Genomic DNA, 20,978 nt, shown 5'->3' with positions numbered 1-20,978 from the left:
CCTATACTGGCACCTCGAACTCAACAAGGGGACGCTTCGATGCTAATGGACGCCAAGGATTCGATTTACAGCCCGACACAGGATGGCCTCATCTTTCCACAGGAACCGACGTTTTCGAGTTCCGCCGAGGAGCGCCGGTATCGCAAGGAACATCTCGCCGCCGCGTGCCGGATCTTCGCCCGCCACGGTTTTAGCTTTGGCTTCGGCGGCCATCTGACGGTGCGCGATCCGGAGCATCCGGATCTTTTCTGGACGAACCCGATGTGCGTGCCGTGGTCGCGCACGAAAACGTCGCAACTGGTGCTGGTTGATCATTCGGGCACCGTGATCGAAGGCAAGTATGCGGTGAACCGCGCGGGTTACGTGCTGCATTCCGCGATTCATGCGGAGAATCCGGACATCATCGGCTCGTGCCATGCCCATACGGTGAACGGCGACGCATGGGCCGCGATGGGCAAGCCGCTTGATTACGTCACGCAGGACGCGTGCATGTTCTACGGCAGTCATACCGTGGTACGCGATGGAGCGGGCAAGGTGCCGGTGGCGGACGAATCGGGCAATCCTATCGCGCTCGCCTTCCAGAATCACAAGGCGATCATCCATCAGAATCACGGGCTGCTGACCGCCAGCCGCCACAGCATCGACGATGCCGTGTGGACGTTCATCGCGCTCGATCATTGCTGCAAGATGCAGTTGCTGATGGACGCGACCGAATCGCGCCCGATACCGATCGATCACAAGTTCGCCGAATATTCGCACCAGCACCTCGGCAATTCGTTCATCAGCTGGCTGCATTTCCAGACCATGCTGTACGAGATCGCAGAAGAGGAACCGGACTATCTCGATTGACGCATCGAGATCTGCCAGCACGTCGCGGCATGCGCGAAGTGATTGAGCATGCCGCACCAGGCGCACAAAAACATCTATACCGGAGACACGCATGGAAGCGCTATATGGCGAAGAAGCCGTCAGGCAGGCGGATACGAGCCGCACTTATTACCGCGCCTATTGGCGGCTCTTGCCGCTCTTGTTGATATGTTATCTGGTCGCGTACCTCGATCGAGTGAACGTGGGTTTCGCGAAACTCCAGATGCTCGACGCACTTCATTTCGACGACGCCATCTATGGCCTCGGCTCGGGCATCTTCTTCGCGGGATATTTTTTCTTCGAGGTGCCAAGTAATCTCGTTATGCGCAAAGTCGGCGCACGCAAGTGGATCGCGCGCATCATGCTGACCTGGGGCGTGATCTCGGCGGCGATGATCTTCGTGAAGACACCGACGATGTTCTACGTCGCGCGCTTCCTGCTCGGCGCCGCCGAAGCAGGCTTCGCGCCCGCAATCATGTATCTGCTCACGCTCTGGTTCCCAGCTCGATATCGCGGCCGCGCAATGTCCATCTACGTGATGGGCGCACCGCTCGCGTTCGTCGTCGGCGGGCCGATTTCCGGCTATATCCTCCATGCGTTCGCGGGCAACGAGTATCTCGCGGCGTGGCAATGGCTGTTTCTCATCGAGGCGATTCCGGCTGTCGTGCTCGCGTTCGTCGTGCTCGCCTTTCTCGACGACAACCCCGCTCACTCGCGCTGGATCACCGAAGAAGAGCGCAACGACGTGCTCAACGAAATCCGCGCTGAGAACGCGGGCAAGGTGGATCATTCGAGCGTGCGCGCATTTCTCGCCAACCGGAAACTCTGGGGATTCTGCGCGATCTTCTTCTGCCTCATCATGGGCCTTTACGCGCTCGGCTTCTGGATGCCCTCGCTGATCAAGCGCAGCGGTGTAACGGACCCGTTCGCCATCGGCCTGTACTCGGCGGTGCCGAATATCTTCGCGGCCATCGCCTTGTATATGTCGAACCGCAGCGCCGACCGCACCGGCGGACGCCGCGTGCACTTCGCCCTGTTCATGTTGATCGGCGCAGTGGGACTGGCAATGAGCATGTGGCTTTCGGCGGGACCGGTCGTGACGACAGTGTGCCTCTCGGTGGCGGCCGCAGGCGTGTATTCATGCGTTGCACTCTTCTGGGCGTTGCCGACGAGTCTGTTCGTTGGCGCATCGGTGGCCGCGGCGCTCGCGTTCATCAATTCAGTCGGCAATATCGCTGGATTCGTGTCGCCGTATCTCGTCGGCATGCTCAACGTGATGGTCGGCAACGCGAATATCGGCATGTACGTGATCTCAGCGTTTCTCGTGCTCGGCGCAGCCATGACCATGCGCCTGCCCAAAACGCTGGATGACAGGTGACGCCATCGCTTAAGCGGCCCACGGCGGCCGCTTGAGCTTTTCCCCCACATAGTCGATGAACGCGCGCACGCGCGGATGAAGCGACGAATCTCGCGGATACAGCGCATAAATCGCGGTTTCGTCGCTTGGCTGGAAGTCGGTCAGAAGCGGCACGAGCATGTTGCTGCGAATCGAAGGCAGCACCATATGCTCCGCCATGCGCGTGATGCCGACGCCCGCGAGACACATATAAACCGAACTCACGCCGCTGCTCGTCTGGAAGTTTCCGTTGATGAGCATGGACGTGCGTTCGCCGTCGACCATGAACGGCCAATGGTTCAGATGGTCCATTGGCGGCTCCCACATCAGGCAGTTGTGATTGGCGAGATCGGCCGGCACCGAAGGCACACCGTGACGCGCGAGATAGGAAGGCGACGCGGTCACCACGCGCTGCAGATGACACAGCTTGCGGCTGACCAGATTCGAGTCCTGCAAGCTGCCCATGCGGATCGCAACATCGAATCCTTCGCCGATCACATCTGCGAGCGTATCGGATAGCGACAGCCGAACGCGCAAGCCCGGATAGCGTTCGAGAAAGCCGGGAATGAGCGGCACGATCTGATCCATGCCGAATGAAGTCGCCACGGTCACGCGGATGGCGCCGGTCATGTGTTGACTCGCGCGAGACAGTTGCGCCTCCGCGACCTCGATGTCATCGAGAATGCGCTTGCACAGTGCGAGGTACTGGTGACCTTCCTGCGTGACCTGTAGACGGCGCGTCGAGCGCCTGAGTAGCGCCACACCAAGGCGTTTCTCGAGATTCGAGACGGCGCGGCTGACATAAGGTTGCTGAAGATCGAGCGTGAGCGCCGCGGCGGTGAAGCCGCCGGTTTCCGCGACGGCCCGGAATATCTTCATTTCGACGAGGCGTTCGTCCTTCATATCCGCGATACGAGCGTAAGCGAGATTAAAGGCAGCATCATAGCCAGCGCCGGTGGCTTGTCATACCGGGAATTGCACGAGGACCGCGCGACGCAATCCGATGCTCTGCGATATACGTCGCGCTTTAATGAAGCTCGCGCCCTCCATTGCGAAGGGCGTCATGCGTCTAGATCAGCTTGACCAACTGCTTTCCGAAATTCTTTCCGCGCAGCATGCCGAGGAACGCCTCCGGCGCGGCTTCGAGACCTTCAGCGATGCTTTCACGGAACAGTAGCTTCCCCGACGCGACGCGCTCGCCAAGTTCTTTAAGGGCTTGCGGCCACACGTCCATGTGCTCGGTCACGATGAAGCCCTGCAGTTTGAGCCTTTGCCGGAGAAAGATCGTCGGCGTCCTGATCGGCACGGGCTGGCCGTCGTATCCCGAGATCATGCCGCACAAGGCGATGCGCCCATGAGCGTTCATCTGTTCGAGCACGGCGTCGAGCACATCGCCGCCGACGTTTTCGAAGTACCCGTCGATGCCTTCCGGCGCCGCGGCTTCCAGGGCGTCGCGCAGCTTGCCTGCCTTATAGTCCACGCACGCGTCAAAACCCAGCGTCTCGACGACATAGCGGCATTTCTCCGGGCCGCCCGCAATGCCGATCGCGCGGCAGCCTGCCGCCTTGGCCAGTTGGCCGACGACACTGCCCACGGCGCCGCTTGCCGCGCTAACCGCGATGGTTTCGCCCGCCTTCGCCTCGATGATGCGGTTGAGCCCGAACCATGCCGTCACGCCCGGCATGCCGACTGCGCCGAGATACGCCGAGAGCGGGACGCGCGCGGCATCCACGACACGAAGCTCTGTGCCGTCCGACGTGCTGTATTCCTGCCAGCCGCCCACCCCGACCACCTTGTCGCCGACATTGAATGAGGGATTGCGTGACTCTGTTACTTCACCGACCGTCCCGCCGATCATCACCTCGTTGAGCGGCTGCGGATCAGCGTAAGACTTGGCGTCGCTCATCCGGCCGCGCATGTACGGATCGAGCGACAGATAGTGGTTGCGCACGCGCACTTCCCCATCGTTCAACGGCGCGAGCGGCGTTTCGACCAGCTTGAAATTCGCAGTCGTCGCCTCCCCTTCCGGCCGTGACGCCAGCAGGATGCGGCAATTGTTGTGTACATCGGCCATCTTGTCTCTCCGGTCTGAGGTGCGGGTTTCCATCGTAGCGCAGCAGCACGCAACGCGGCAGTCACGATTCGTTTGACGATAGCCGAAAGCCAATGTCCCGCGGCGTTCATGCGGCGCGACTATCGTGGAAGTTGTGCAAGCGCACATGGCCGAAGCAAGGCCAAACGCCCGGTGCGGCGCATAATCGGCATGCACTCGGAACAAGCAGGCTCCAATCAAGCGCCAGCCTCGGGAGGACACCATGCTCGTCAGAAACGAAGCGCGAGTCGAACGCCTCATCAACGATCTACTGGAGTTCGCACGCGGGCGAATGCCTGAGCCGGCCTTCCAGGTCATCGAGCCGCTGCTGCGCTATTACTACGAACAGGTGGATGTCGAGGACATCGCGAGCCGCGATGTCGCCGATCTCTACGGCGCGGCCATGGCGCACTGGCAGACGGCGCAGAAGTTCGTGCGCGGGCGCGAGGTGCTGCGCGTGTATAACCCGAATCTGGAGCAGCACGGCTGGCATTCGGATCACACGGTGGTGGAAATCGTCAACGACGACATGCCGTTTCTCGTCGATTCCGTGACGATGGAGCTGAACCGCCTCGGCCTCGCGCTGCATTCGGCGATTCATCCGGTGTTCCGCGTCTGGCGTTCGAGCACGGGTCCGCATGCGGGCGAGATCGAGCGCATCGGCCCGGGCCACGCCGAAGCGGGCGACGGCCATTCCGAACTCGAATCGTTCATCCATTTCGAAGTGGATCGTTGCAGCGACGCCGAACGCCTCGACGAAGTGCGCGACAACATCGCGCGCGTGCTCGGCGATGTGCGCGCGGCGGTCGAGGACTGGCCCAAGGTGATCGACGCCGCGCGCGCCGCGATCGGCGAACTCAGGACGCGCGACACCACACCCGACGGCATCGAATCGCGTGCGTTCCTCGAATGGATGGTCGCGGACCATTTCACATTTCTGGGCAGCCGCGATTACGACCTCGTCGAACACGACGGCGGCTTCGCGCTGCGCGGCGTGCCCGGTTCCGGAATGGGCATCCTGCGCGAGAACTTGCGCCCGACGCCTCCCGGCGATCTGACGCCGCTGCCTGCGGGCGCGGCCTCGATCATCGAAAGCGCGGCGCCGATCTTTCTGACCAAGGCCAACTCACGCGCGACGGTGCATCGTCCGGGCTATCTCGACTATGTCGGCGTGAAGCGCACGTCGGCGGACGGCAAGGTGACAGGCGAGCGGCGTTTTCTCGGGCTATACACCTCCACCGCGTATCTCGTGCCGACCTCGGAAATTCCGATCGTGCGGCGCAAGTGCGCGAACATCGTGCGGCGCGCGGGTTTCCTCGAAAAAGGCCATCTGGCGAAATCGCTCATCACGGTGCTGGAGCAATATCCCCGCGACGAGCTCTTTCAGGCCGACGAAGACGTGCTGTTCGAAATCGCGCTCGGCGTGCTGCGTCTGCAGGAACATCAACGCACGCGCCTGTTCGTGCGACGCGACCGCTTCGACCGCTTCGTGTCCTGTCTCGTGTTCGTGCCGCGCGACAAGTTCAACACCGATCTGCGCCGGCGCATCAGCAAAGTGCTGATGGAGGCGTTCAACGGCAAGAGCATCGAGTTCACGCCGCTGCTATCCGAGTCGCCGCTGGCGCGCATTCATATCGTCGTGCGCGCGGATCGCGGCGCCATGCCCGAAGTCGATACGCGTGAACTCGAAACGCGCATCGTGCAGGTGGCGCGCCGCTGGCAGGACGATCTCGCCGATGCGCTGATCGACAGTCACGGCGAAGAAGCAGGCAACCGGCTGCTGCAACGCTATGCGGATTCGTTCCCGGCCGGTTATCGCGAGGATTATCCGGCGCGCACGGCGGTGCGCGACATCGAACTCATCGAGGCCGCGCATACGCAGCCCGGCGGCTTGTCGATGAGTCTCTATCGGCCGATCGAAGCCGGGCGGCGCGCGTTCCGCTTCAAGGTGTATCGCGCGGGCGATCCGATTGCGCTGTCGCACAGCTTGCCAATGCTCGAACATCTCGGCGTGCGCGTCGATGAGGAGCGTCCGTATCTGATCGAGCCGACCGGCGCGCCGAACGCCTGGATTCACGACTTCGGCCTCGAGTTGCAGGACGATGTCGGCTTCGATATCGACCGCGTGAAGCCGCTGTTCGAAAACGCCTTCGCCAGCGTGTGGTCGGGCGAGATCGAAAACGACGACTTCAACCGGCTCGTGCTGCGCGCGGAATTCGGCTCGCGCGACGTGACCATCCTGCGCGCCTACGCGAAGTACCTGCGACAGGTCGGTTCGACATTCAGCGATGCGTATATCGAACGCGCGCTGATCGGCAATCCGCTGATCGCGAAAAAGTTGCTGCAATTGTTCATGGTGCGTTTCGATCCTGCGCGCGGCGGCGCTGCCGAGGATCGCGAGAAGGCCGCCGAGCGCGTGCTCGCGGATATCGAAGCGGCGCTGGACCAGGTGCCGAATCTCGATGAGGACCGCATCCTGCGCCAGTTCTTCGGCGTCATCACGGCGACCGTGCGCACGAATCATTTTCGTCGCGAAGCAAACGGCCAGCCGCGTCCTTATGTGTCGTTCAAGCTCGATCCGTCGAAAGTGCCGGGCCTGCCCGAGCCCAGGCCGATGTTCGAAATCTGGGTCTATGCGCCTCGCGTGGAAGGCGTGCATTTGCGCGGCGGGCGCGTGGCGCGCGGCGGGCTGCGCTGGTCGGACCGGCGCGAGGATTTCCGCACCGAAGTGCTCGGTCTCATGAAGGCGCAGATGGTGAAGAACACGGTGATCGTGCCGGTGGGATCGAAAGGCGGCTTCGTCGTGAAGAATCCGCCGCCCGTCACGGACCGCGAAGCGTTCCTTGCCGAAGGCGTCGCGTGCTATCAGATGTTCCTGCGCGGCCTGCTCGACGTGACCGACAACCGCACGCCCGATGGCATCGTGCCACCGCCCGACGTGGTGCGCCACGATCCCGACGATCCGTATCTCGTGGTCGCCGCGGACAAAGGCACGGCCACGTTCTCCGACTACGCCAACGCGATCGCGCGCGAATACGGCTTCTGGCTCGACGATGCGTTCGCGTCCGGCGGTTCGGTCGGCTACGACCACAAGAAGATGGGCATCACTGCGCGCGGCGCGTGGGAGTCGGTGAAGCGCCATTTCCGCGAGATGAACTTCGATACGCAGACCGCCGACTTCACCGTGGTCGGCATCGGCGACATGTCGGGCGACGTGTTCGGCAACGGCATGCTGCTGTCGCGCCATATCCGGCTGATCGCGGCGTTCGATCATCGGCATGTATTCCTCGATCCAGCGCCCGATGCCGCAACGAGTTTCGAGGAACGCGCACGCCTCTTCGCGTTGCCGCGCTCCAGCTGGGCCGATTACGACGCCTCGCTGATTTCGACTGGCGGCGGCGTGTATCCGCGCACCGCGAAGTCAATTCCGGTGTCGCCGCAAGTGCAGGCGGCGCTGGGCATCAACGCATCCGTGCTCGCGCCGAACGAGCTGATTCGCGCGATCCTGCTCGCGCAGGCGGACCTGCTCTATAACGGCGGCGTCGGCACGTATGTAAAGTCGAGCGCGGAGACGCATCAGCAAGTCGGCGACCGCACCAACGACGGCGTGCGCGTCAACGGCGCGGAGCTGCGCGTGAAGGTCGTCGCGGAAGGCGGCAATCTCGGCCTGACGCAACTGGGACGCATCGAGTTCGCGCAGCACGGCGGGCGCATCAACACGGATGCAATCGACAATTCCGCGGGCGTCGACTGTTCGGATCACGAGGTCAACATCAAGATTTTGCTCGGGCTCGTGGTCGCGGACGGCGAGATGACCGAGAAGCAACGCAACGCGCTGCTCGCCGAGATGACCGACGAAGTCGGCCTGCTGGTGCTGAAGGACAACTACGCGCAGACGCAGGCGCTTTCCATTGCCAAGCGCTATGTCGCCGAAACGCTCGATGCCGAAGCGCGCATGATGCGCTATCTCGAACGCGCGGGGCGGCTCAAGCGGCGCGTCGAGTTTCTGCCGAACGACGATGACATCGCCGAGCGCGCGGCGGCGAAGTCCGGGCTGACATCGCCCGAACGCGCGGTGCTGCTCGCTTACGGAAAGATGTGGCTCTACGACGAGCTGCTGGAATCCGACGTGCCGGAAGACGCGCTCGTCGCCGGCATGCTGCCCGAATACTTCCCGACGCCCCTGCAGCAACGCTATAGCGAAGCGATGCAGCGCCATCCGCTCAAGCGCGAGATTCTCGCGACGCATCTGACCAATGCGCTGGTGAATCGCGTGGGCTGCACCTTCGTGCATCGGCTGATGGAGGAAACCGATGCGCGCCCCAGCGATATCGTGCGCGCCGCGCTGATGTCGCGCGATGTCTTCGATCTCGACGACCTGTGGCGCCGCATCGACGCGCTGGACAATATCGTCGCGGATGAAGTGCAGGCGCGCATGTTCGTCGATGTCGTGCGCCTGCTCGATGAAACGTCGCTGTGGTTCCTGCGGCAACTCGGGCGCAGCGGCGCCAGCGCGCATGAGGTGAAGGGCTTGCTCGCGCGTTGCCGCGAGGCGGCGCAGCGGCTTGCGCCGCAATTGCCGGCGCTCTTGCCCGCGGCGCAGCTCGACGCATGGTATGGACGCCGGCGCGAACTGGAGGATGCGGGCGTCGAAAGCAGCATCGCGGCGCGCGTGGCAAGCGGCGATATCGCCACGGCGGTGCTGGACAGCGCGGAAGTCGCGGCATGCTCCGAGCGCAGTCTGGAACTGGTCGCGAGCGTGTATTTCGGCATCGGCACGCTGCTGGACTATCGCGGCATCGCCGAACGCGCGATGGCGCTGCCGATCTCGACGCACTGGGATTTGCTGGCGCGTGCAGCGGCGCTCGAAGAACTGGCGCGTCTCAAGCGCGCGTTGACGGTGAGCGCGCTCGAAGCATCACGCGGCATCGACGAGGCCGACGTGATCGTCGAGAACTGGCGCGCCCGTCGGCAAGATGCGCTCGATCGCTATACGCGTCTGCTCGCGGAACTGCGGGCCAGCGGCGGCGCGAGTCTTTCGATGCTGCTGGTCGTGGTGCGCGAGATGGCGGTGCTGGAGCGGGCTTAGAGGCGAGCCGCGAAGACATCCTCGCGCACTTGCGCGCGATGGTCGAGGCCACCGATCTGCCGGTCAATGCGGAGTTCGAAAGCGGCTTCGGCGACGATATGGCCGGCGTTGCCGAGAGCGTGAAACTCGCGGTCGCCACCGGCGTGGCTGGCCTGTCGATCGAAGATGCAACCGGCGATGCCGCCGCGCCTCTGTGACCGATAGAGATCACCGTGGCGCGGCTCGCGGCGGCGCGGCAAGCGATCGACGATAGCGGTGGCGTTACGCTGCTGATCGGCCGCGCGGAGAATTTTTTCGTTGGTGTCCCAGACCTCAACGACAGGCTCAAGCGTCTCAAGGCTTACGCAGCGGCTGGCGCGGATTGCCTGTACGCGCCGGGCATCCGCACGCGCGAAGAGATCGAGGCCGTCGTCGCGGCGGTATCGCCGAAACCGGTCAACGTGCTGATTGGCGCGAACTCGGCCCTGACATTGCCCGAACTGGCAGCGCTGGGCGTGCGACGCGTCAGCGTGGGCGGCGCACTCGCGCGGAGCGCCGGGGGCGGCTTCATGCGCGCCGCGCAGGCGCTCTCGGACGGACGTTTCGACGGCTTCGCAGATGCTCCACTGGGTTCGGATCTCAATGCACTGTTCGCTCGCGGCGCCTGAGGCGCGCCGTTCACATCGCTCGCCTGCTCGAGGAGAAACACATGGCTCGCGAGATCATCCGTGTTGAACCACTGTCGACTTGGCTCGAGCGCTGGAAGGCGCCCACCTCCGTTGCCACGCGTCACGGCGACACGCTTTACGTGTCGGGCTTGCCGCCATTCGATCCGCAGACAGGCGAAGTGCTGGATGCGCCGATCGAACAGCAGACTCGGCGCGTGCTGGAGCAACTGAAGCTCTGTGTCGAAACCGGCGGATCGTCGCTCGACCAGGTGCTCAAGTGCAACGTCTACTGCACCTCCGTCGAGATGTTCCCGATCGTCAATGAAATCCATGCACGATTCTTCGGCCCGCAGCCACCGGCTCGCATCTTCGTGAACGTGCCCGCATGGCCCGGACGTTTCGATATCGAGGTTCATTGCATTGCAGCGGTTTGAGCCGTGTTGCGCACGGCCATGGCTCGCTCGACCGACACTCAGATCGAAGCGGCACTCAACCATAAATTTTGGCCTCGCCGCGATCGCGCCTGCGACGGGCGAGATCGCGTCGCCGATGCGCGTCACTTCTCGACATCGGGTCAGGCGATCTTTCTGCCGTATTGCGCATGATTCACCCGCTTGTTCCCGTCACTGGCTGAAGACCACGGTCAATGACCGTTATCTCAACGGAACCGCCGTCTGAATGACTTCGCGACACTTAGGAAGAAAGCCTCTTCCCGGTGGCTCTGGCAATCTGGCATTGTCTGCCGAATCCACTCGTCCACCGCTTTCGCGAATGATCGCGTACGCACAGCCTCAGCGATGCGACCAACGATGCGTAACGTCACGCCAATGGCGATTCCGGGTGCGAGCGATGGGCCTCAGCAACTCGCTCGTCACTATCGAGATGGATAGCGCCCACCGCTACGATGACGCGCAAAGACCGCCTTGCGAGAACTGCTGCATCACGGAACGCCGACGTCGCGTGCTGAAAAAGGAGTCACATTACATTTTCAGAATCTCATGTCGATCATCTCCAACGCGCCGAGCAAGTTCTCTAATTCATCCTGTCGTAAGGTTTACCCCGATTTAAACGGAAACCAACAAAAGGGACATTTTGGCTGCTGCACGTAATCCAAGCGCAACCCAATTGACGCCACCTTAAAGCGCCGCCTCTTCGCCTGGCGTCGCGCACGCCGCAAAGGAGAGCGATTTGGTTCTGGAACTGGAGCGAGTCAGTGTCGTTTCTGGCGGGCAGCCGTATTTGTACGGCGTGGATTTGCGCCTCGTCCCAGGCGCCATCAATGTGCTTCTCGGACCCACGCAGGCTGGTAAAACCACGCTGATGCGCGTGATGGCGGGTCTGGACAGGCCGACCGACGGCCGCGTGCTCGTCGACGGCCAGAACGTGACAGGCGTCAGCGTCCGCGAGCGTAATCTCGCGATGGTTTATCAGCAGTTCATCAACTACCCGGCGATGACGGTTGCCGAAAACATCGCCTCGCCTTTGCGCCTGCAGAAGACCGACCCTGCTGAAATCCGCCGGCGCGTGCGGGAAGTCGCAGCCAAACTGCATATCGATCATTTGCTGGAGCGGCGGCCGGGCGAACTGTCAGGCGGCCAGCAGCAGCGCTGCGCGCTCGCGCGTGCGCTCGTGAAGCGTACGTCGCTGGTGCTGCTCGACGAGCCGCTCGTCAATCTCGATTACAAGCTGCGCGAGGAATTGCGCATGGAACTGGCAACGCTTTTCGCCGACGGCAACACTACCGTCGTCTACGCGACTACCGAACCTCTCGAAGCGTTGCTGCTGGGCGGCTATACCGCGATCGTCGATAAAGGCCAGATTCTGCAGTTCGGTCCCACTCTCGATGTCTATAACGCACCGGCCAACGTCGCGGCCGCAGCCGTTTTCAACGACCCGCCGATGAACATGCTGACGAGCGACTGCGGCAACGGCCGCGCGCGTCTGCCGATCGGCGTGGAGGTTCCGCTGCAGCATGGTCCCGCCGTGAACGGCGCGTGCCGCATTGGCATCCGGCCGGGGCATCTGCGTCTTCGGGCGAAGGACGCTCATGCGATCGCCGTTCCGTGCCGGCTCGAACTCGCTGAACTGAGCGGCTCCGAAACGTACCTGCACTTGCGCACGCTGACCGGCGCGGTCAACCTGGTTGCGCAACTGCAGGGCGTGCATCAGATCGAGCTGGGCACGCAGCTCGATGTTTTCATCGATCCTCGAGAACTGTTCGTGTTCGGCGCAGAGACCCAGCTGGTGTCCAGCCCGGAGGCAGCTTATGGCGCGCATTGAGTTCCAAGATCTCGCGCACGCGTACCGACCGAACCCCGCGACGGTCGACGACTACGCGCTTCAACCCATGAGCATGGTCTGGGATGACGGCGGCGCATATGCGTTGCTCGGTCCATCGGGTTGCGGCAAGACCACGCTGCTGAATATCGTTTCGGGGCTCGTCAAGCCGTCGGAGGGAAAGGTGTTGTTCGACGGACGCGACGTGACGGCGCTGGGCGCACGTCAGCGCAACATCGCCCAGGTGTTCCAGTTCCCCGTGGTCTACGACACCATGAGCGTATTCGATAACCTCGCGTTTCCGCTGCGAAATCGCAAGTTGTCAGCCGCCGAGGTCACGAAGCGCGTGCACGAAGTCGCGGAGATTCTCGATATGACGCGCGACCTGCCGCTCAAGGCGAGCAATCTGGCCGCCGACGCAAAGCAGAAGATATCGCTCGGGCGCGGCCTGGTGCGCAAGGACGTCGCGGCGATTCTCTTCGACGAACCGTTGACTGTGATCGACCCCGCGATGAAGTGGATGCTGCGCCGCCAGTTGAAGAAGATCCATCAGCAACTCAAGCTCACGCTCATCTACGTGACGCACGATCAGGTAGAAGCGCTGACTTTTGCCGACGAAGTCGTGGTGATGACCGATGGCCGCGTCGTTCAGAAGGGGGGAGCCGATGCGCTTTTTCTGCGGCCGGATCACGCTTTTGTTGGCTACTTCATCGGCAGTCCCGGCATGAACCTTTGTCCGGTCGAGCTAGACGCCGACGGCGCGAAAATCGGCTCGCAGCGCTTGCCGCTCGACGCCGGCACGCTCGCGACGCTACGCGGCGCGCATCAGCAGATGAACGGCGCGCTCAAATTGGGGATTCGCCCGGAATTCGTCCGCCTCTCGCAGGAAGGAGGAACCGGCGCGATCAACGGACGGGTGCTGCGCGCGCAGCAGCTCGGCAACTATCAACTGGTCACCGCGCAATGCGACGGCCATGTTTTCAACGCGCGACTCGAGCCGCACTTGCGGGTTGTCGACGGACCTGCCTGGGTGCATCTGGTTGCGCCTGAAACCGTCTACTTCTGCAACGACGAAAGAATCGAAACACGCCGCGCCGAAGGAGCCGCGCGATGAACAAGCCCGTCAATCAGAAAGCATGGCTGCTGGTCATTCCGGTGTTCATCTGCGTCGCGTTCTCCGCGATCCTGCCGCTGATGACGGTGGTCAACTACTCGGTGCAGGACATTATCGGACCGACGCAGCATGTGTTCGTCGGCACGGAGTGGTTTCGCAACATCATGACCGATCCGGATTTGCGCGAAGCGCTCGGCAGACAAGTCATTTTCTCGGCGTGCGTTTTGCTGTTCGAGATCCCATTGGGCGTGGGCCTCGCACTGTCGATGCCGGCGTCGGGATGGCGCGCATCGGCCACACTCGTCGTGCTTGCCATGCCGTTGCTGATTCCGTGGAACGTGGTGGGCACGATCTGGCAGATCTTTGGGCGGCCGGATATCGGACTGCTCGGCTACTGGCTCAACGGTCTTGGCTTCGACTACAACTACACGGCGAGTCCGACGGCTGCATGGATCACCGTGCTGGTGATGGACATCTGGCACTGGACCCCGCTCGTCGCGCTGCTGTGCTATGCGGGCTTGCGCGCGATTCCGGACGCCTTCTATCAGGCTGCGGAAATAGATGGCGCAAGCCGCTTTGCGGTATTCCGCTATATCGAATTGCCGAAGATGCGCGGCGTGCTGATGATCGCCGTGCTGTTGCGCTTCATGGACAGCTTCATGATCTACACCGAGCCGTTCGTGCTGACAGGCGGCGGTCCCGGCAATTCCACGACATTCCTTAGTCAGTATCTGACCCAGAAAGCGGTCGGTCAGTTCGATCTTGGCCCGGCTGCGGCTTTCTCGCTGATCTATTTCCTGATTATTCTGCTGCTGTGCTTCATTCTGTATAACTGGATGAGCCGCGTGGGCAAAGGTGGACCCGCCGCGCAAGGAGACGACCATGCAGGATAGGCGCCGCTGGATGCGGACGTTGATGCTCGTCGTCTATATGCTGTTCGCGCTGATTCCGCTTTACTGGATGGTTTCGATCTCACTGCGCACGAACGAGGAAACCATGTCGACGTTCGCGACGCTGCCGCAGCACGTGACGTTCGACAACTACAAGGTGATCTTCACTGATCCTTCGTGGTACTGGGGTTACATCAATTCGATCATCTACGTGCTAATGAACACGGTGATGTCTGTGCTGGTCGCGCTGCCTGCCGCGTACGCGTTCTCGCGATATCGCTTTCTCGGCGACAAGCACATGTTCTTCTGGCTGCTCACCAACCGCATGACGCCGCCCGCCGTGTTTTTGCTGCCGTTTTTTCAACTCTATTCGAGCGTCGGCCTGACCGACACGTATATTGCCGTCGCACTTGCGCACATGCTGTTCAACGTGCCCCTTGCCGTGTGGATTCTCGAAGGCTTCATGTCGGGCGTCTCGCGAGAGATAGACGAAACCGCGTACATAGACGGTTATACGTTTCCCGCTTTCTTCGTGAAAATCTTCCTGCCGCTCATCAAGTCGGGCGTCGGCGTCACGGCTTTTTTCTGCTTCATGTTCAGCTGGGTCGAACTTCTGCTCGCGCGCACGCTGACGTCGGTCAACGCGAAACCTATCGCCGCGGTGATGACGCGGACCGTGTCGGCGGCCGGCATGGACTGGGGCGTGCTGTCGGCGGCGGGCGTGCTGACTATCGTGCCCGGCGCGCTGGTGATCTACTTCGTGCGCAACTACATTGCGAAGGGCTTCGCGATGGGGAGGGTGTGATGTTCACCTGGATGTACTGGACTCCCGAGGTAGCGATCTTCTTCGCCTGCATAGTCGTCATGCTGGGCGGCATGACGGTATGGGAACTGCGCTCGCCAACTCATGAACGCAAGGGCTTTCTTCCTATCGCGACGACTCGCGGTGATCGCCTGTTTATCGGCCTTTTAGCTGCCGCGTATGTCAATCTCGCGTGGCTCGCAATCAGCGCCGAGGGCTCGAGTTCCTGGCCGGGCTTCGCGGCTTCGGTGCTGGTGGTGCTCGCGATCATGTGGAAGGGCTAGAAAGCGGAAGCATGCAACGAAGACTGGCAACTGCCGGCTCCGCTGATGCCCCGAGCGGATGCCGACCAGGTCGAAGGGGCACAAAAGACACAGGAGAAGACCATGCATCAGAGGAGACGGATCGTCGCACTGGCATTGGGAAGCATCGTGTCAGGCGTCTTCGCGAGTCAGGCTCTGGCGGGCACGCCTGAGGCGCAGAAATGGGTGGACAGTGAGTTTCAACCAAGCACGCTTTCGAAACAGCAGCAGATGGACGAGATGAAATGGTTCATCGACACCGCAGCGAAACTCAAATCGAAAGGCGTCAAGGAGGTTCATGTAGTGTCGGAAACCATCGACACGCATACGTACGAATCCAAAACGCTCGCCGCCGCGTTTAGTGAAATTACCGGTATTCAGGTCAAGCACGACATCATTCAGGAAGGCGACGTCGTCGAGAAATTGCAGACCTCGATGCAATCCGGGCAAAGCATTTACGACGGCTGGATCTCGGACTCGGACTTGATCGGCACGCACTATCGCTATGGCGTGATCGTTCCGCTATCCGATTACATGACAGGCGAAGGCAAGGAATACACCAACCCCGGTCTTGACCTGAAAGACTTTATCGGCACTAGTTTTACGACCGCGCCTGACAAAAAACTCTATCAGCTTCCCGACCAGCAGTTCGCGAACCTTTACTGGTTCCGCGCGGACTGGTTCGCACGCAAGGATTTCCAGGACAAGTTCAAGGCGAAATACGGCTACGATCTCGGCGTGCCGGTCAACTGGTCGGCGTATGAAGACATCGCCGAATTCTTTACCAACGATGTGAAAAATATCGACGGGGAGAAAGTTTACGGTCATATGGATTACGGCAAGAAAGACCCGTCGCTCGGCTGGCGCTTCACGGACGCATGGCTTTCCATGGCGGGCGAAGCCGACAAAGGGATTCCGAACGGCATGCCCGTCGACGAGTGGGGCATTCGCGTGACGCCTGACGGCTGTCATCCGGTAGGCGCGTCGGTATCGCGCGGCGGCGGCACCAACAGCCCGGCAGCGGTCTACGCGACGACCAAGTACATCGACTGGCTCAAGAAATACGCACCGCCGGAAGCGTCGGGCATGACCTTCAGCGAGGCTGGCCCTGTGCCCGCGCAAGGCCGGATCGCGCAACAGGTGTTCTGGTACACCGCGTTCACCGCGTCGATGCTCAAGCCGGGCAACGTCACGAATGCGGACGGCACGCCGAAGTGGCGCATGGCGCCGTCCCCGCATGGCGCTTACTGGAAGGACGGCATGCAGAACGGGTATCAGGACGTCGGTTCCTGGACGTTCTTCAAGTCGACGCCGCCGAATCAGCGAGCCGCCGCGTGGCTGTACGCGCAGTTCGTGACGTCGAAGAGCGTGTCGCTCAAGAAGTCGATTGTCGGTCTCACGTTCATTCGCGACTCCGACATTCATAGCGACTACTTCACGAAAAACGCGGACAAGTACGGCGGCCTGATCGAGTTCTATCGCAGCCCGGCGCGCGTCGCGTGGACGCCGACCGGCAACAACGTGCCCGACTATCCGAAGATGGCGCAACTCTGGTGGAAGAACGTCGGCACTGCTGTCGCCGGTGAAAAAACTCCGCAGGCTGCAATGGACAACCTCGCGAAGGAAATGGACCAGGTGTTGTCCCGTTTGCAGCGGGCCGGGATGAAGGTTTGCGCGCCGGAACTCAATCCGCCAAGCGATCCGTCCAAGTGGCTGTCCGACCAGCACGCGCCGTGGAAGCGGCTTGCCAACGAAAAACCCAAAGGCGAAACAGTGAAGTATGAGCAACTGCTGTCGGCCTGGAAGGCGGGCAAGGTGCGGTAGTATTTCTGACGGTGCCCTGGGGCTTTTATGAATGGGCGGCGCTTCATAGTGCCGCCTTTTCTATGGTTGCTAGACCTTCGGCATGCGGCCGGAACGATCATCGACGAGCGAGCTGGTACGGGCAGCAGCGGAGACAGCGATACTCCCGGACGGCGGTCCGAATCTGCATGCTGCCGGCCTGCTCGTGGAGTTGGGCGACGCTCAATTTCTCGTCGTCACCCATGTCGGCCATCGCAAGGCAGGCCGCCGATCGCACCAACGTGTGACCGCGGCCCTTCTCTGCCGCACCGAGACCGGCGGGGTATGCCGCGGTGCCGCGCCTTCTGCTTTAAAGGTACAAACAACCCTTCACCCGGCGCTCCACGGCGTCTTGCAGCGCGTGTACTCGAGCTGATAGAGCGTGCAATCAGCCCTGGCTGTCCCGAGGCCATGCAGAGCGACGAGTCCGGCATTGAAAGCGTCGACCGCTGCACGAACGCGGTCAGGACGGCATCCTTCAATCAAGACGATCCATGTCGGCACTTGAGTGCTGTCGGAACGTGCCCGCTTCTCCGCTGTCTCCACGTTGCTGACTGCCTCATCGGCCAGGCAAAGGTGGACTCCGGTAATGTCCGCCATGTCGACAAGCACTGGCAGGACGCGCTGACGCAGACTTTTCACGACTTCTGTCCGCGACGTCGAAGGCACGTCGAAACGCACCGTCACAAGATAGGCACCTTGTCCGACACCATCTGAATAAGCTACATGGCAGATGGAGCGCGCCACGCTGCGAAACGAGGGGACGACCCGCTTCGTCCACGGAGTCGGCGAATTCAACCGAAGAAGATAGTCCTGTGCGCCGAGCACCTCTACGGTGTCGGCTTCATAAAGATTGAAGTACTCGGGACCGGAGTCCAGCGCGATGTAACGCCGCCCGCGCCTGAACCCAGGGATTCCGGCGCGCTCGGGCATGTGTTCGCGGTTGTGCCACTCGTAGAATTCATCCTTCGCTTCCGGCAGCAGATCATGCCAGATCGCAACGACGCCTGTTCCAGCAAGGCTCATATCCTCTCCTTTTCGCGGATGAAGTTGTCTTATCGTGCCGACGGATACTCGCCACGGCTCCACGCCGCGCCAAGTGATTCCGAATACGGCACGACCTTTTGCGTTTGCTCGCCGAGTCCGCTACCGCCCAGGGTCATCGTATCGCCCGCTTTCAGGAAGACAGGCGGCTTTTGCCCGAGGCCCACGCCAGGCGGAGTTCCGGTGATGATGACGTCGCCAGCCATGAGCGGCATGAAACGACTCAGATACGAAACGATATGCGCGACGTCGAAGATCATCGTGCGCGTGTTGCCAGTCTGGCGTCGTGCGCCGTTGACGTCGAGCCACAGGTCGAGTACTTGCGGGTCGGGGACTTCATCACGCGTCACGAGCCATGGGCCGAGCGGCGCAAACGATAAGCCGCTCTTGCCCTTGGTCCACTGGCCTTCACGTTCAAGCTGGTATGCGCGCTCGGAAACGTCATTGGCAAGGCAGTAACCCGCCACATGATCCAGCGCGCTTGCTTCCTCGATCTGCCACGCGGGTGTGCCGATCACGACGCCTAATTCCACCTCCCAATCCAGTTTCTGCGCGTCTGTCGGCAAGATGACCGGATCGTTCGGCCCGCTTATTGATCCAGTATGTTTGTTGAACACGACGGGTTCGCGCGGGATCGGCGTATCGGTTTCGGCGGCATGATCGGAGTAATTCAGGCCGATGCAGACAAGGTTGCGAACGTTTCCAACACAAGCGCCAAGCCGCATGTTCGCCTCCGCGACAGGAAGGCTGTCGAAGTCGAGTCGGCGCAGCTTGTCCAGGGCTGCTGGCGAAACAGTTGTTCCATCGATGTCACCGACGATGCCGCTGAGGTCGCGGATCGCTCCGCTCGAGTCAAGGACACCAGGACGCTCTTGGCCAGGATTGCCAAAACGGACGAGACGCATTCAGTACTCCTATTCAGGAAAGATAAAACGAATGGGCAAGACACCAAGAGCACCGAATCCAATGTGCAACTGCCGGCCGGCCGGCAACTCGAGCACGCCCCCGTAGGAGCCCGTTATCACCGCTTGACCGGTTTGCAATCCCAGACCCCGTTCGCTCAGAAAATTGGCTAGCCACACAATAGGCAAGAGGACATTCCCATCAGGGTGCCGGCCTTCAAGACGCACCGGAGCTTCACCGGCAGCAGTCAGGCTAATGGTGAATTCGGCTGGAAGCTGGTTCGGCGTTGCGCCGTCAGAGAGTTCCACGCGCGACCCGATGACAAGCCCCGCATTGAACAAACCATCCGCCAGCAATTCAGGAAACGTTAGGGACGCCGGATGCGAGTAGCGACTGCCGAGCAATTCCAGCGCGAGGTGCACGTCCCCTAGGGCATCGCGCACCTCGGCTTCGCTGTATGCGGCCCTTCGCGGCGGCAAGTCCCGTTTCATAAAACAGGCGAGTTCGGGCTCTGCCTTCACCCTGGACTGCACCGAGCCAGCGGTGAAGGTGCATTCGACGCTGCGGTAGATCAGATTTGCGTAAATCGGCGCGGCGATGACCTTACCCGCTGTCGGCAGCGCGCATTTCCATGCACCGGTTTCGCGCCCAAAGGCATCACTCACCTTTTGCTGAATCGCGAAGCCCTCGTCAACCGTTGAAGGCCGCAGTTCGGCGGGCAGGCGGTCTACCTGCGTGCCTTGACAACGCGCTGCAATGAGAATGCTCGCTGCCTTTTCATGCCACGAGGCAACGCGCTGAGAAGCATGAACGGGGTTTGGCATCTCAGGCCGCCTCGTTGACGCGCCCATCGACGCCCTGTCGCGGCCAGACGGCTCCTAACTTCGCGGATGCCTCGCGCAGAAGCGCGTAGAAGGCGTCGTATCGCTGGGGCGGTATGCGTAAGACCGGCCCTGCAATGCTCATGGTTCCGACTACAGCCCCATCAGTCAGCGAGCGCACGGTCACGGCCATCGCGACGACACCTGGCTCCGCCTCCTCGACGACCAGACCATAGCCGCGCTGCCTGGTCAGCTCGAGTTCCGGTATCAACTGGTCGACGCTGTTGATCGCCTTCGACGTGCCCGCGCCGTTTGGCTTGCCGAGTCCTCCACGCAATGCGTGCCCGATAGCTTCGTCGTTCGACATCGCCGCCAACCACGCCTTCCCTACTGATGTTGCATGCAACGCGATGGGACTATGCATGGACGGCGAATACATGAGACCGGGCGCCGCGCCCTGGGACGCTGCGAGCCACGCGAGGGTCCCTTCATTGATCACCGTCAGCCGGACTAGCTCGTGGCACTGCGCTGCGACTTCGTCGAGGATCGGCTGCACCAAGCCGGGTAGCCCTAGACCATGCAGGTACTGCTGACCGAGCAAAGAGAGCTTCAACGTCAAGCGGTACTGAGACGTCTGCTCATCCTGCTCGGCCCAGCCCTGCTCGCACAGCTGTGCAAGCACTCGATGGGCGGGTCCTTTCTCCAGCTCGAGTTCAGTAGCGATATCGGACATGCGCATCCAGCGCGCTTGGCGCGCGAGCAACTCAATCGCCTGAAGCGATCGGTCAACTGCTCCCTTGACAACTCTCATAATGTAGGTAACATGATTCTTACTGGAACGGTGTTACAACAATAAAGAACGAACGCCGAAAAGTCAATCCAAGACGGAGAC

At 61.6% G+C, this 20,978-nt stretch carries 16 protein-coding genes and 1 pseudogene; 11 read left to right on the top strand and 6 right to left on the bottom strand.

What is annotated here, in order from left to right:
* The first annotated feature begins 39 nt into the window (after positions 1–39).
* Both LDZ21_RS22570 and LDZ21_RS22565 read left to right on the top strand, forming a co-directional pair.
* Entirely contained in the window at positions 40–849 is an 810-nt protein-coding gene (locus LDZ21_RS22570; RefSeq protein ID WP_244796204.1) for a class II aldolase/adducin family protein, read from the top strand.
* 91 nt (positions 850–940) lie between these two features.
* Positions 941–2,245 (top strand): MFS transporter, encoded by a 1,305-nt coding sequence (locus LDZ21_RS22565; protein WP_244796203.1) that lies wholly within the window; start codon positions 941–943, stop codon positions 2,243–2,245.
* 9 nt (positions 2,246–2,254) lie between these two features.
* Here LDZ21_RS22565 and LDZ21_RS22560 read toward each other — a convergent pair whose 3' ends face one another.
* Together LDZ21_RS22560 and LDZ21_RS22555 are read right to left on the bottom strand one after the other, a co-directional pair.
* Positions 2,255–3,166, bottom strand: a complete 912-nt coding sequence (locus tag LDZ21_RS22560) for a LysR family transcriptional regulator (protein WP_244796202.1) — start codon at positions 3,164–3,166, stop codon at positions 2,255–2,257.
* Positions 3,167–3,332: 166 nt separating this feature from the next.
* Positions 3,333–4,337, bottom strand: a complete 1,005-nt coding sequence (locus LDZ21_RS22555; protein WP_244796728.1) for an NADP-dependent oxidoreductase — start codon at positions 4,335–4,337, stop codon at positions 3,333–3,335.
* A gap of 241 nt (positions 4,338–4,578) precedes the next feature.
* Between LDZ21_RS22555 and LDZ21_RS22550 the strand changes: the two genes are divergently transcribed.
* From LDZ21_RS22550 to LDZ21_RS22510, 9 genes and pseudogenes are all read left to right on the top strand, one after another.
* A complete protein-coding gene (locus tag LDZ21_RS22550; RefSeq protein WP_244796201.1) occupies positions 4,579–9,444 on the top strand; it encodes an NAD-glutamate dehydrogenase in 4,866 nt (1,621 codons plus the stop codon).
* Between the two features lie 8 nt (positions 9,445–9,452).
* A pseudogene (locus LDZ21_RS22545) lies at positions 9,453–10,091 on the top strand (isocitrate lyase/PEP mutase family protein); the annotation flags it as partial.
* A 41-nt stretch (positions 10,092–10,132) separates the two neighbouring features.
* Positions 10,133–10,525 (top strand): RidA family protein, encoded by a 393-nt coding sequence (locus tag LDZ21_RS22540; RefSeq protein WP_244796200.1) that lies wholly within the window; start codon positions 10,133–10,135, stop codon positions 10,523–10,525.
* Positions 10,526–11,279: 754 nt separating this feature from the next.
* The gene (locus tag LDZ21_RS22535) at positions 11,280–12,371 is read left to right on the top strand and encodes an ABC transporter ATP-binding protein (protein ID WP_244796199.1); all 1,092 of its coding nucleotides are present in this window, start codon (positions 11,280–11,282) and stop codon (positions 12,369–12,371) included.
* Complete coding sequence (locus LDZ21_RS22530; RefSeq protein WP_244796198.1) at positions 12,358–13,482, top strand: ABC transporter ATP-binding protein; 1,125 nt, start codon at positions 12,358–12,360, stop codon at positions 13,480–13,482. Before LDZ21_RS22535 ends, LDZ21_RS22530 begins: the two co-directional genes overlap by 14 nt.
* Positions 13,479–14,375, top strand: coding sequence for a carbohydrate ABC transporter permease (locus tag LDZ21_RS22525; protein ID WP_244796197.1), 897 nt, complete (start codon positions 13,479–13,481; stop codon positions 14,373–14,375). The genes LDZ21_RS22530 and LDZ21_RS22525 overlap by 4 nt, the downstream gene beginning before the upstream one ends.
* Positions 14,365–15,177, top strand: a complete 813-nt coding sequence (locus LDZ21_RS22520) for a carbohydrate ABC transporter permease (RefSeq protein ID WP_244796196.1) — start codon at positions 14,365–14,367, stop codon at positions 15,175–15,177. Before LDZ21_RS22525 ends, LDZ21_RS22520 begins: the two co-directional genes overlap by 11 nt.
* Positions 15,177–15,458 carry a DUF2160 domain-containing protein gene (locus LDZ21_RS22515; RefSeq protein WP_244796195.1) on the top strand — a complete coding sequence of 94 codons (282 nt, stop codon included), beginning with the start codon at positions 15,177–15,179 and terminating at the stop codon, positions 15,456–15,458. Before LDZ21_RS22520 ends, LDZ21_RS22515 begins: the two co-directional genes overlap by 1 nt.
* 102 nt (positions 15,459–15,560) lie before the next feature.
* Entirely contained in the window at positions 15,561–17,300 is a 1,740-nt protein-coding gene (locus LDZ21_RS22510) for an ABC transporter substrate-binding protein (RefSeq protein ID WP_244796194.1), read from the top strand.
* Between the two features lie 348 nt (positions 17,301–17,648).
* Here the strand turns inward: LDZ21_RS22510 and LDZ21_RS22505 are convergent, their stop codons facing one another.
* The 4 genes from LDZ21_RS22505 to LDZ21_RS22490 are packed head-to-tail and all read right to left on the bottom strand — an operon-like array spanning position 17,649 to position 20,897.
* On the bottom strand, positions 17,649–18,344 hold the full coding sequence (locus tag LDZ21_RS22505) for a hypothetical protein (RefSeq protein WP_244796193.1): 696 nt from the start codon (positions 18,342–18,344) through the stop codon (positions 17,649–17,651).
* 29 nt (positions 18,345–18,373) lie between these two features.
* On the bottom strand, positions 18,374–19,267 hold the full coding sequence (locus LDZ21_RS22500) for a fumarylacetoacetate hydrolase family protein (protein WP_244796192.1): 894 nt from the start codon (positions 19,265–19,267) through the stop codon (positions 18,374–18,376).
* Positions 19,268–19,276: 9 nt separating this feature from the next.
* Positions 19,277–20,089: a 2-keto-4-pentenoate hydratase gene (locus LDZ21_RS22495; protein WP_244796191.1), complete on the bottom strand. Its 813-nt coding sequence runs from the start codon at positions 20,087–20,089 to the stop codon at positions 19,277–19,279.
* A gap of 1 nt (position 20,090) precedes the next feature.
* A complete protein-coding gene (locus LDZ21_RS22490; RefSeq protein WP_244796190.1) occupies positions 20,091–20,897 on the bottom strand; it encodes an IclR family transcriptional regulator in 807 nt (268 codons plus the stop codon).
* Positions 20,898–20,978: the final 81 nt, after the last annotated feature.

It is taken from the genome of Caballeronia grimmiae (assembly GCF_022879615.1).
Taxonomy (GTDB): Bacteria; Pseudomonadota; Gammaproteobacteria; order Burkholderiales; family Burkholderiaceae; genus Caballeronia; species Caballeronia grimmiae.
The sequence above is the reverse complement of the archived record's forward strand: the minus strand, read 5'-3'. Positions and strand labels throughout refer to the sequence as shown.

What these genes read in the sequence shown, in the direction of transcription:
- LDZ21_RS22515 (WP_244796195.1), top strand. Translation starts at nt 15,177, where the DNA reads ATGTTCACCTGGATGTACTGGACTCCCGAGGTAGCGATCTTCTTCGCC.
- LDZ21_RS22495 (WP_244796191.1), bottom strand. Translation starts at nt 20,089, where the DNA reads ATGCCAAACCCCGTTCATGCTTCTCAGCGCGTTGCCTCGTGGCATGAA.
- LDZ21_RS22520 (WP_244796196.1), top strand. Translation starts at nt 14,365, where the DNA reads ATGCAGGATAGGCGCCGCTGGATGCGGACGTTGATGCTCGTCGTCTAT.
- LDZ21_RS22565 (WP_244796203.1), top strand. Translation starts at nt 941, where the DNA reads ATGGAAGCGCTATATGGCGAAGAAGCCGTCAGGCAGGCGGATACGAGC.
- LDZ21_RS22555 (WP_244796728.1), bottom strand. Translation starts at nt 4,337, where the DNA reads ATGGCCGATGTACACAACAATTGCCGCATCCTGCTGGCGTCACGGCCG.
- LDZ21_RS22560 (WP_244796202.1), bottom strand. Translation starts at nt 3,166, where the DNA reads ATGAAGGACGAACGCCTCGTCGAAATGAAGATATTCCGGGCCGTCGCG.
- LDZ21_RS22570 (WP_244796204.1), top strand. Translation starts at nt 40, where the DNA reads ATGCTAATGGACGCCAAGGATTCGATTTACAGCCCGACACAGGATGGC.
- LDZ21_RS22500 (WP_244796192.1), bottom strand. Translation starts at nt 19,267, where the DNA reads ATGCGTCTCGTCCGTTTTGGCAATCCTGGCCAAGAGCGTCCTGGTGTC.
- LDZ21_RS22525 (WP_244796197.1), top strand. Translation starts at nt 13,479, where the DNA reads ATGAACAAGCCCGTCAATCAGAAAGCATGGCTGCTGGTCATTCCGGTG.
- LDZ21_RS22530 (WP_244796198.1), top strand. Translation starts at nt 12,358, where the DNA reads ATGGCGCGCATTGAGTTCCAAGATCTCGCGCACGCGTACCGACCGAAC.
- LDZ21_RS22540 (WP_244796200.1), top strand. Translation starts at nt 10,133, where the DNA reads ATGGCTCGCGAGATCATCCGTGTTGAACCACTGTCGACTTGGCTCGAG.
- LDZ21_RS22510 (WP_244796194.1), top strand. Translation starts at nt 15,561, where the DNA reads ATGCATCAGAGGAGACGGATCGTCGCACTGGCATTGGGAAGCATCGTG.
- LDZ21_RS22505 (WP_244796193.1), bottom strand. Translation starts at nt 18,344, where the DNA reads ATGAGCCTTGCTGGAACAGGCGTCGTTGCGATCTGGCATGATCTGCTG.
- LDZ21_RS22490 (WP_244796190.1), bottom strand. Translation starts at nt 20,897, where the DNA reads ATGAGAGTTGTCAAGGGAGCAGTTGACCGATCGCTTCAGGCGATTGAG.
- LDZ21_RS22550 (WP_244796201.1), top strand. Translation starts at nt 4,579, where the DNA reads ATGCTCGTCAGAAACGAAGCGCGAGTCGAACGCCTCATCAACGATCTA.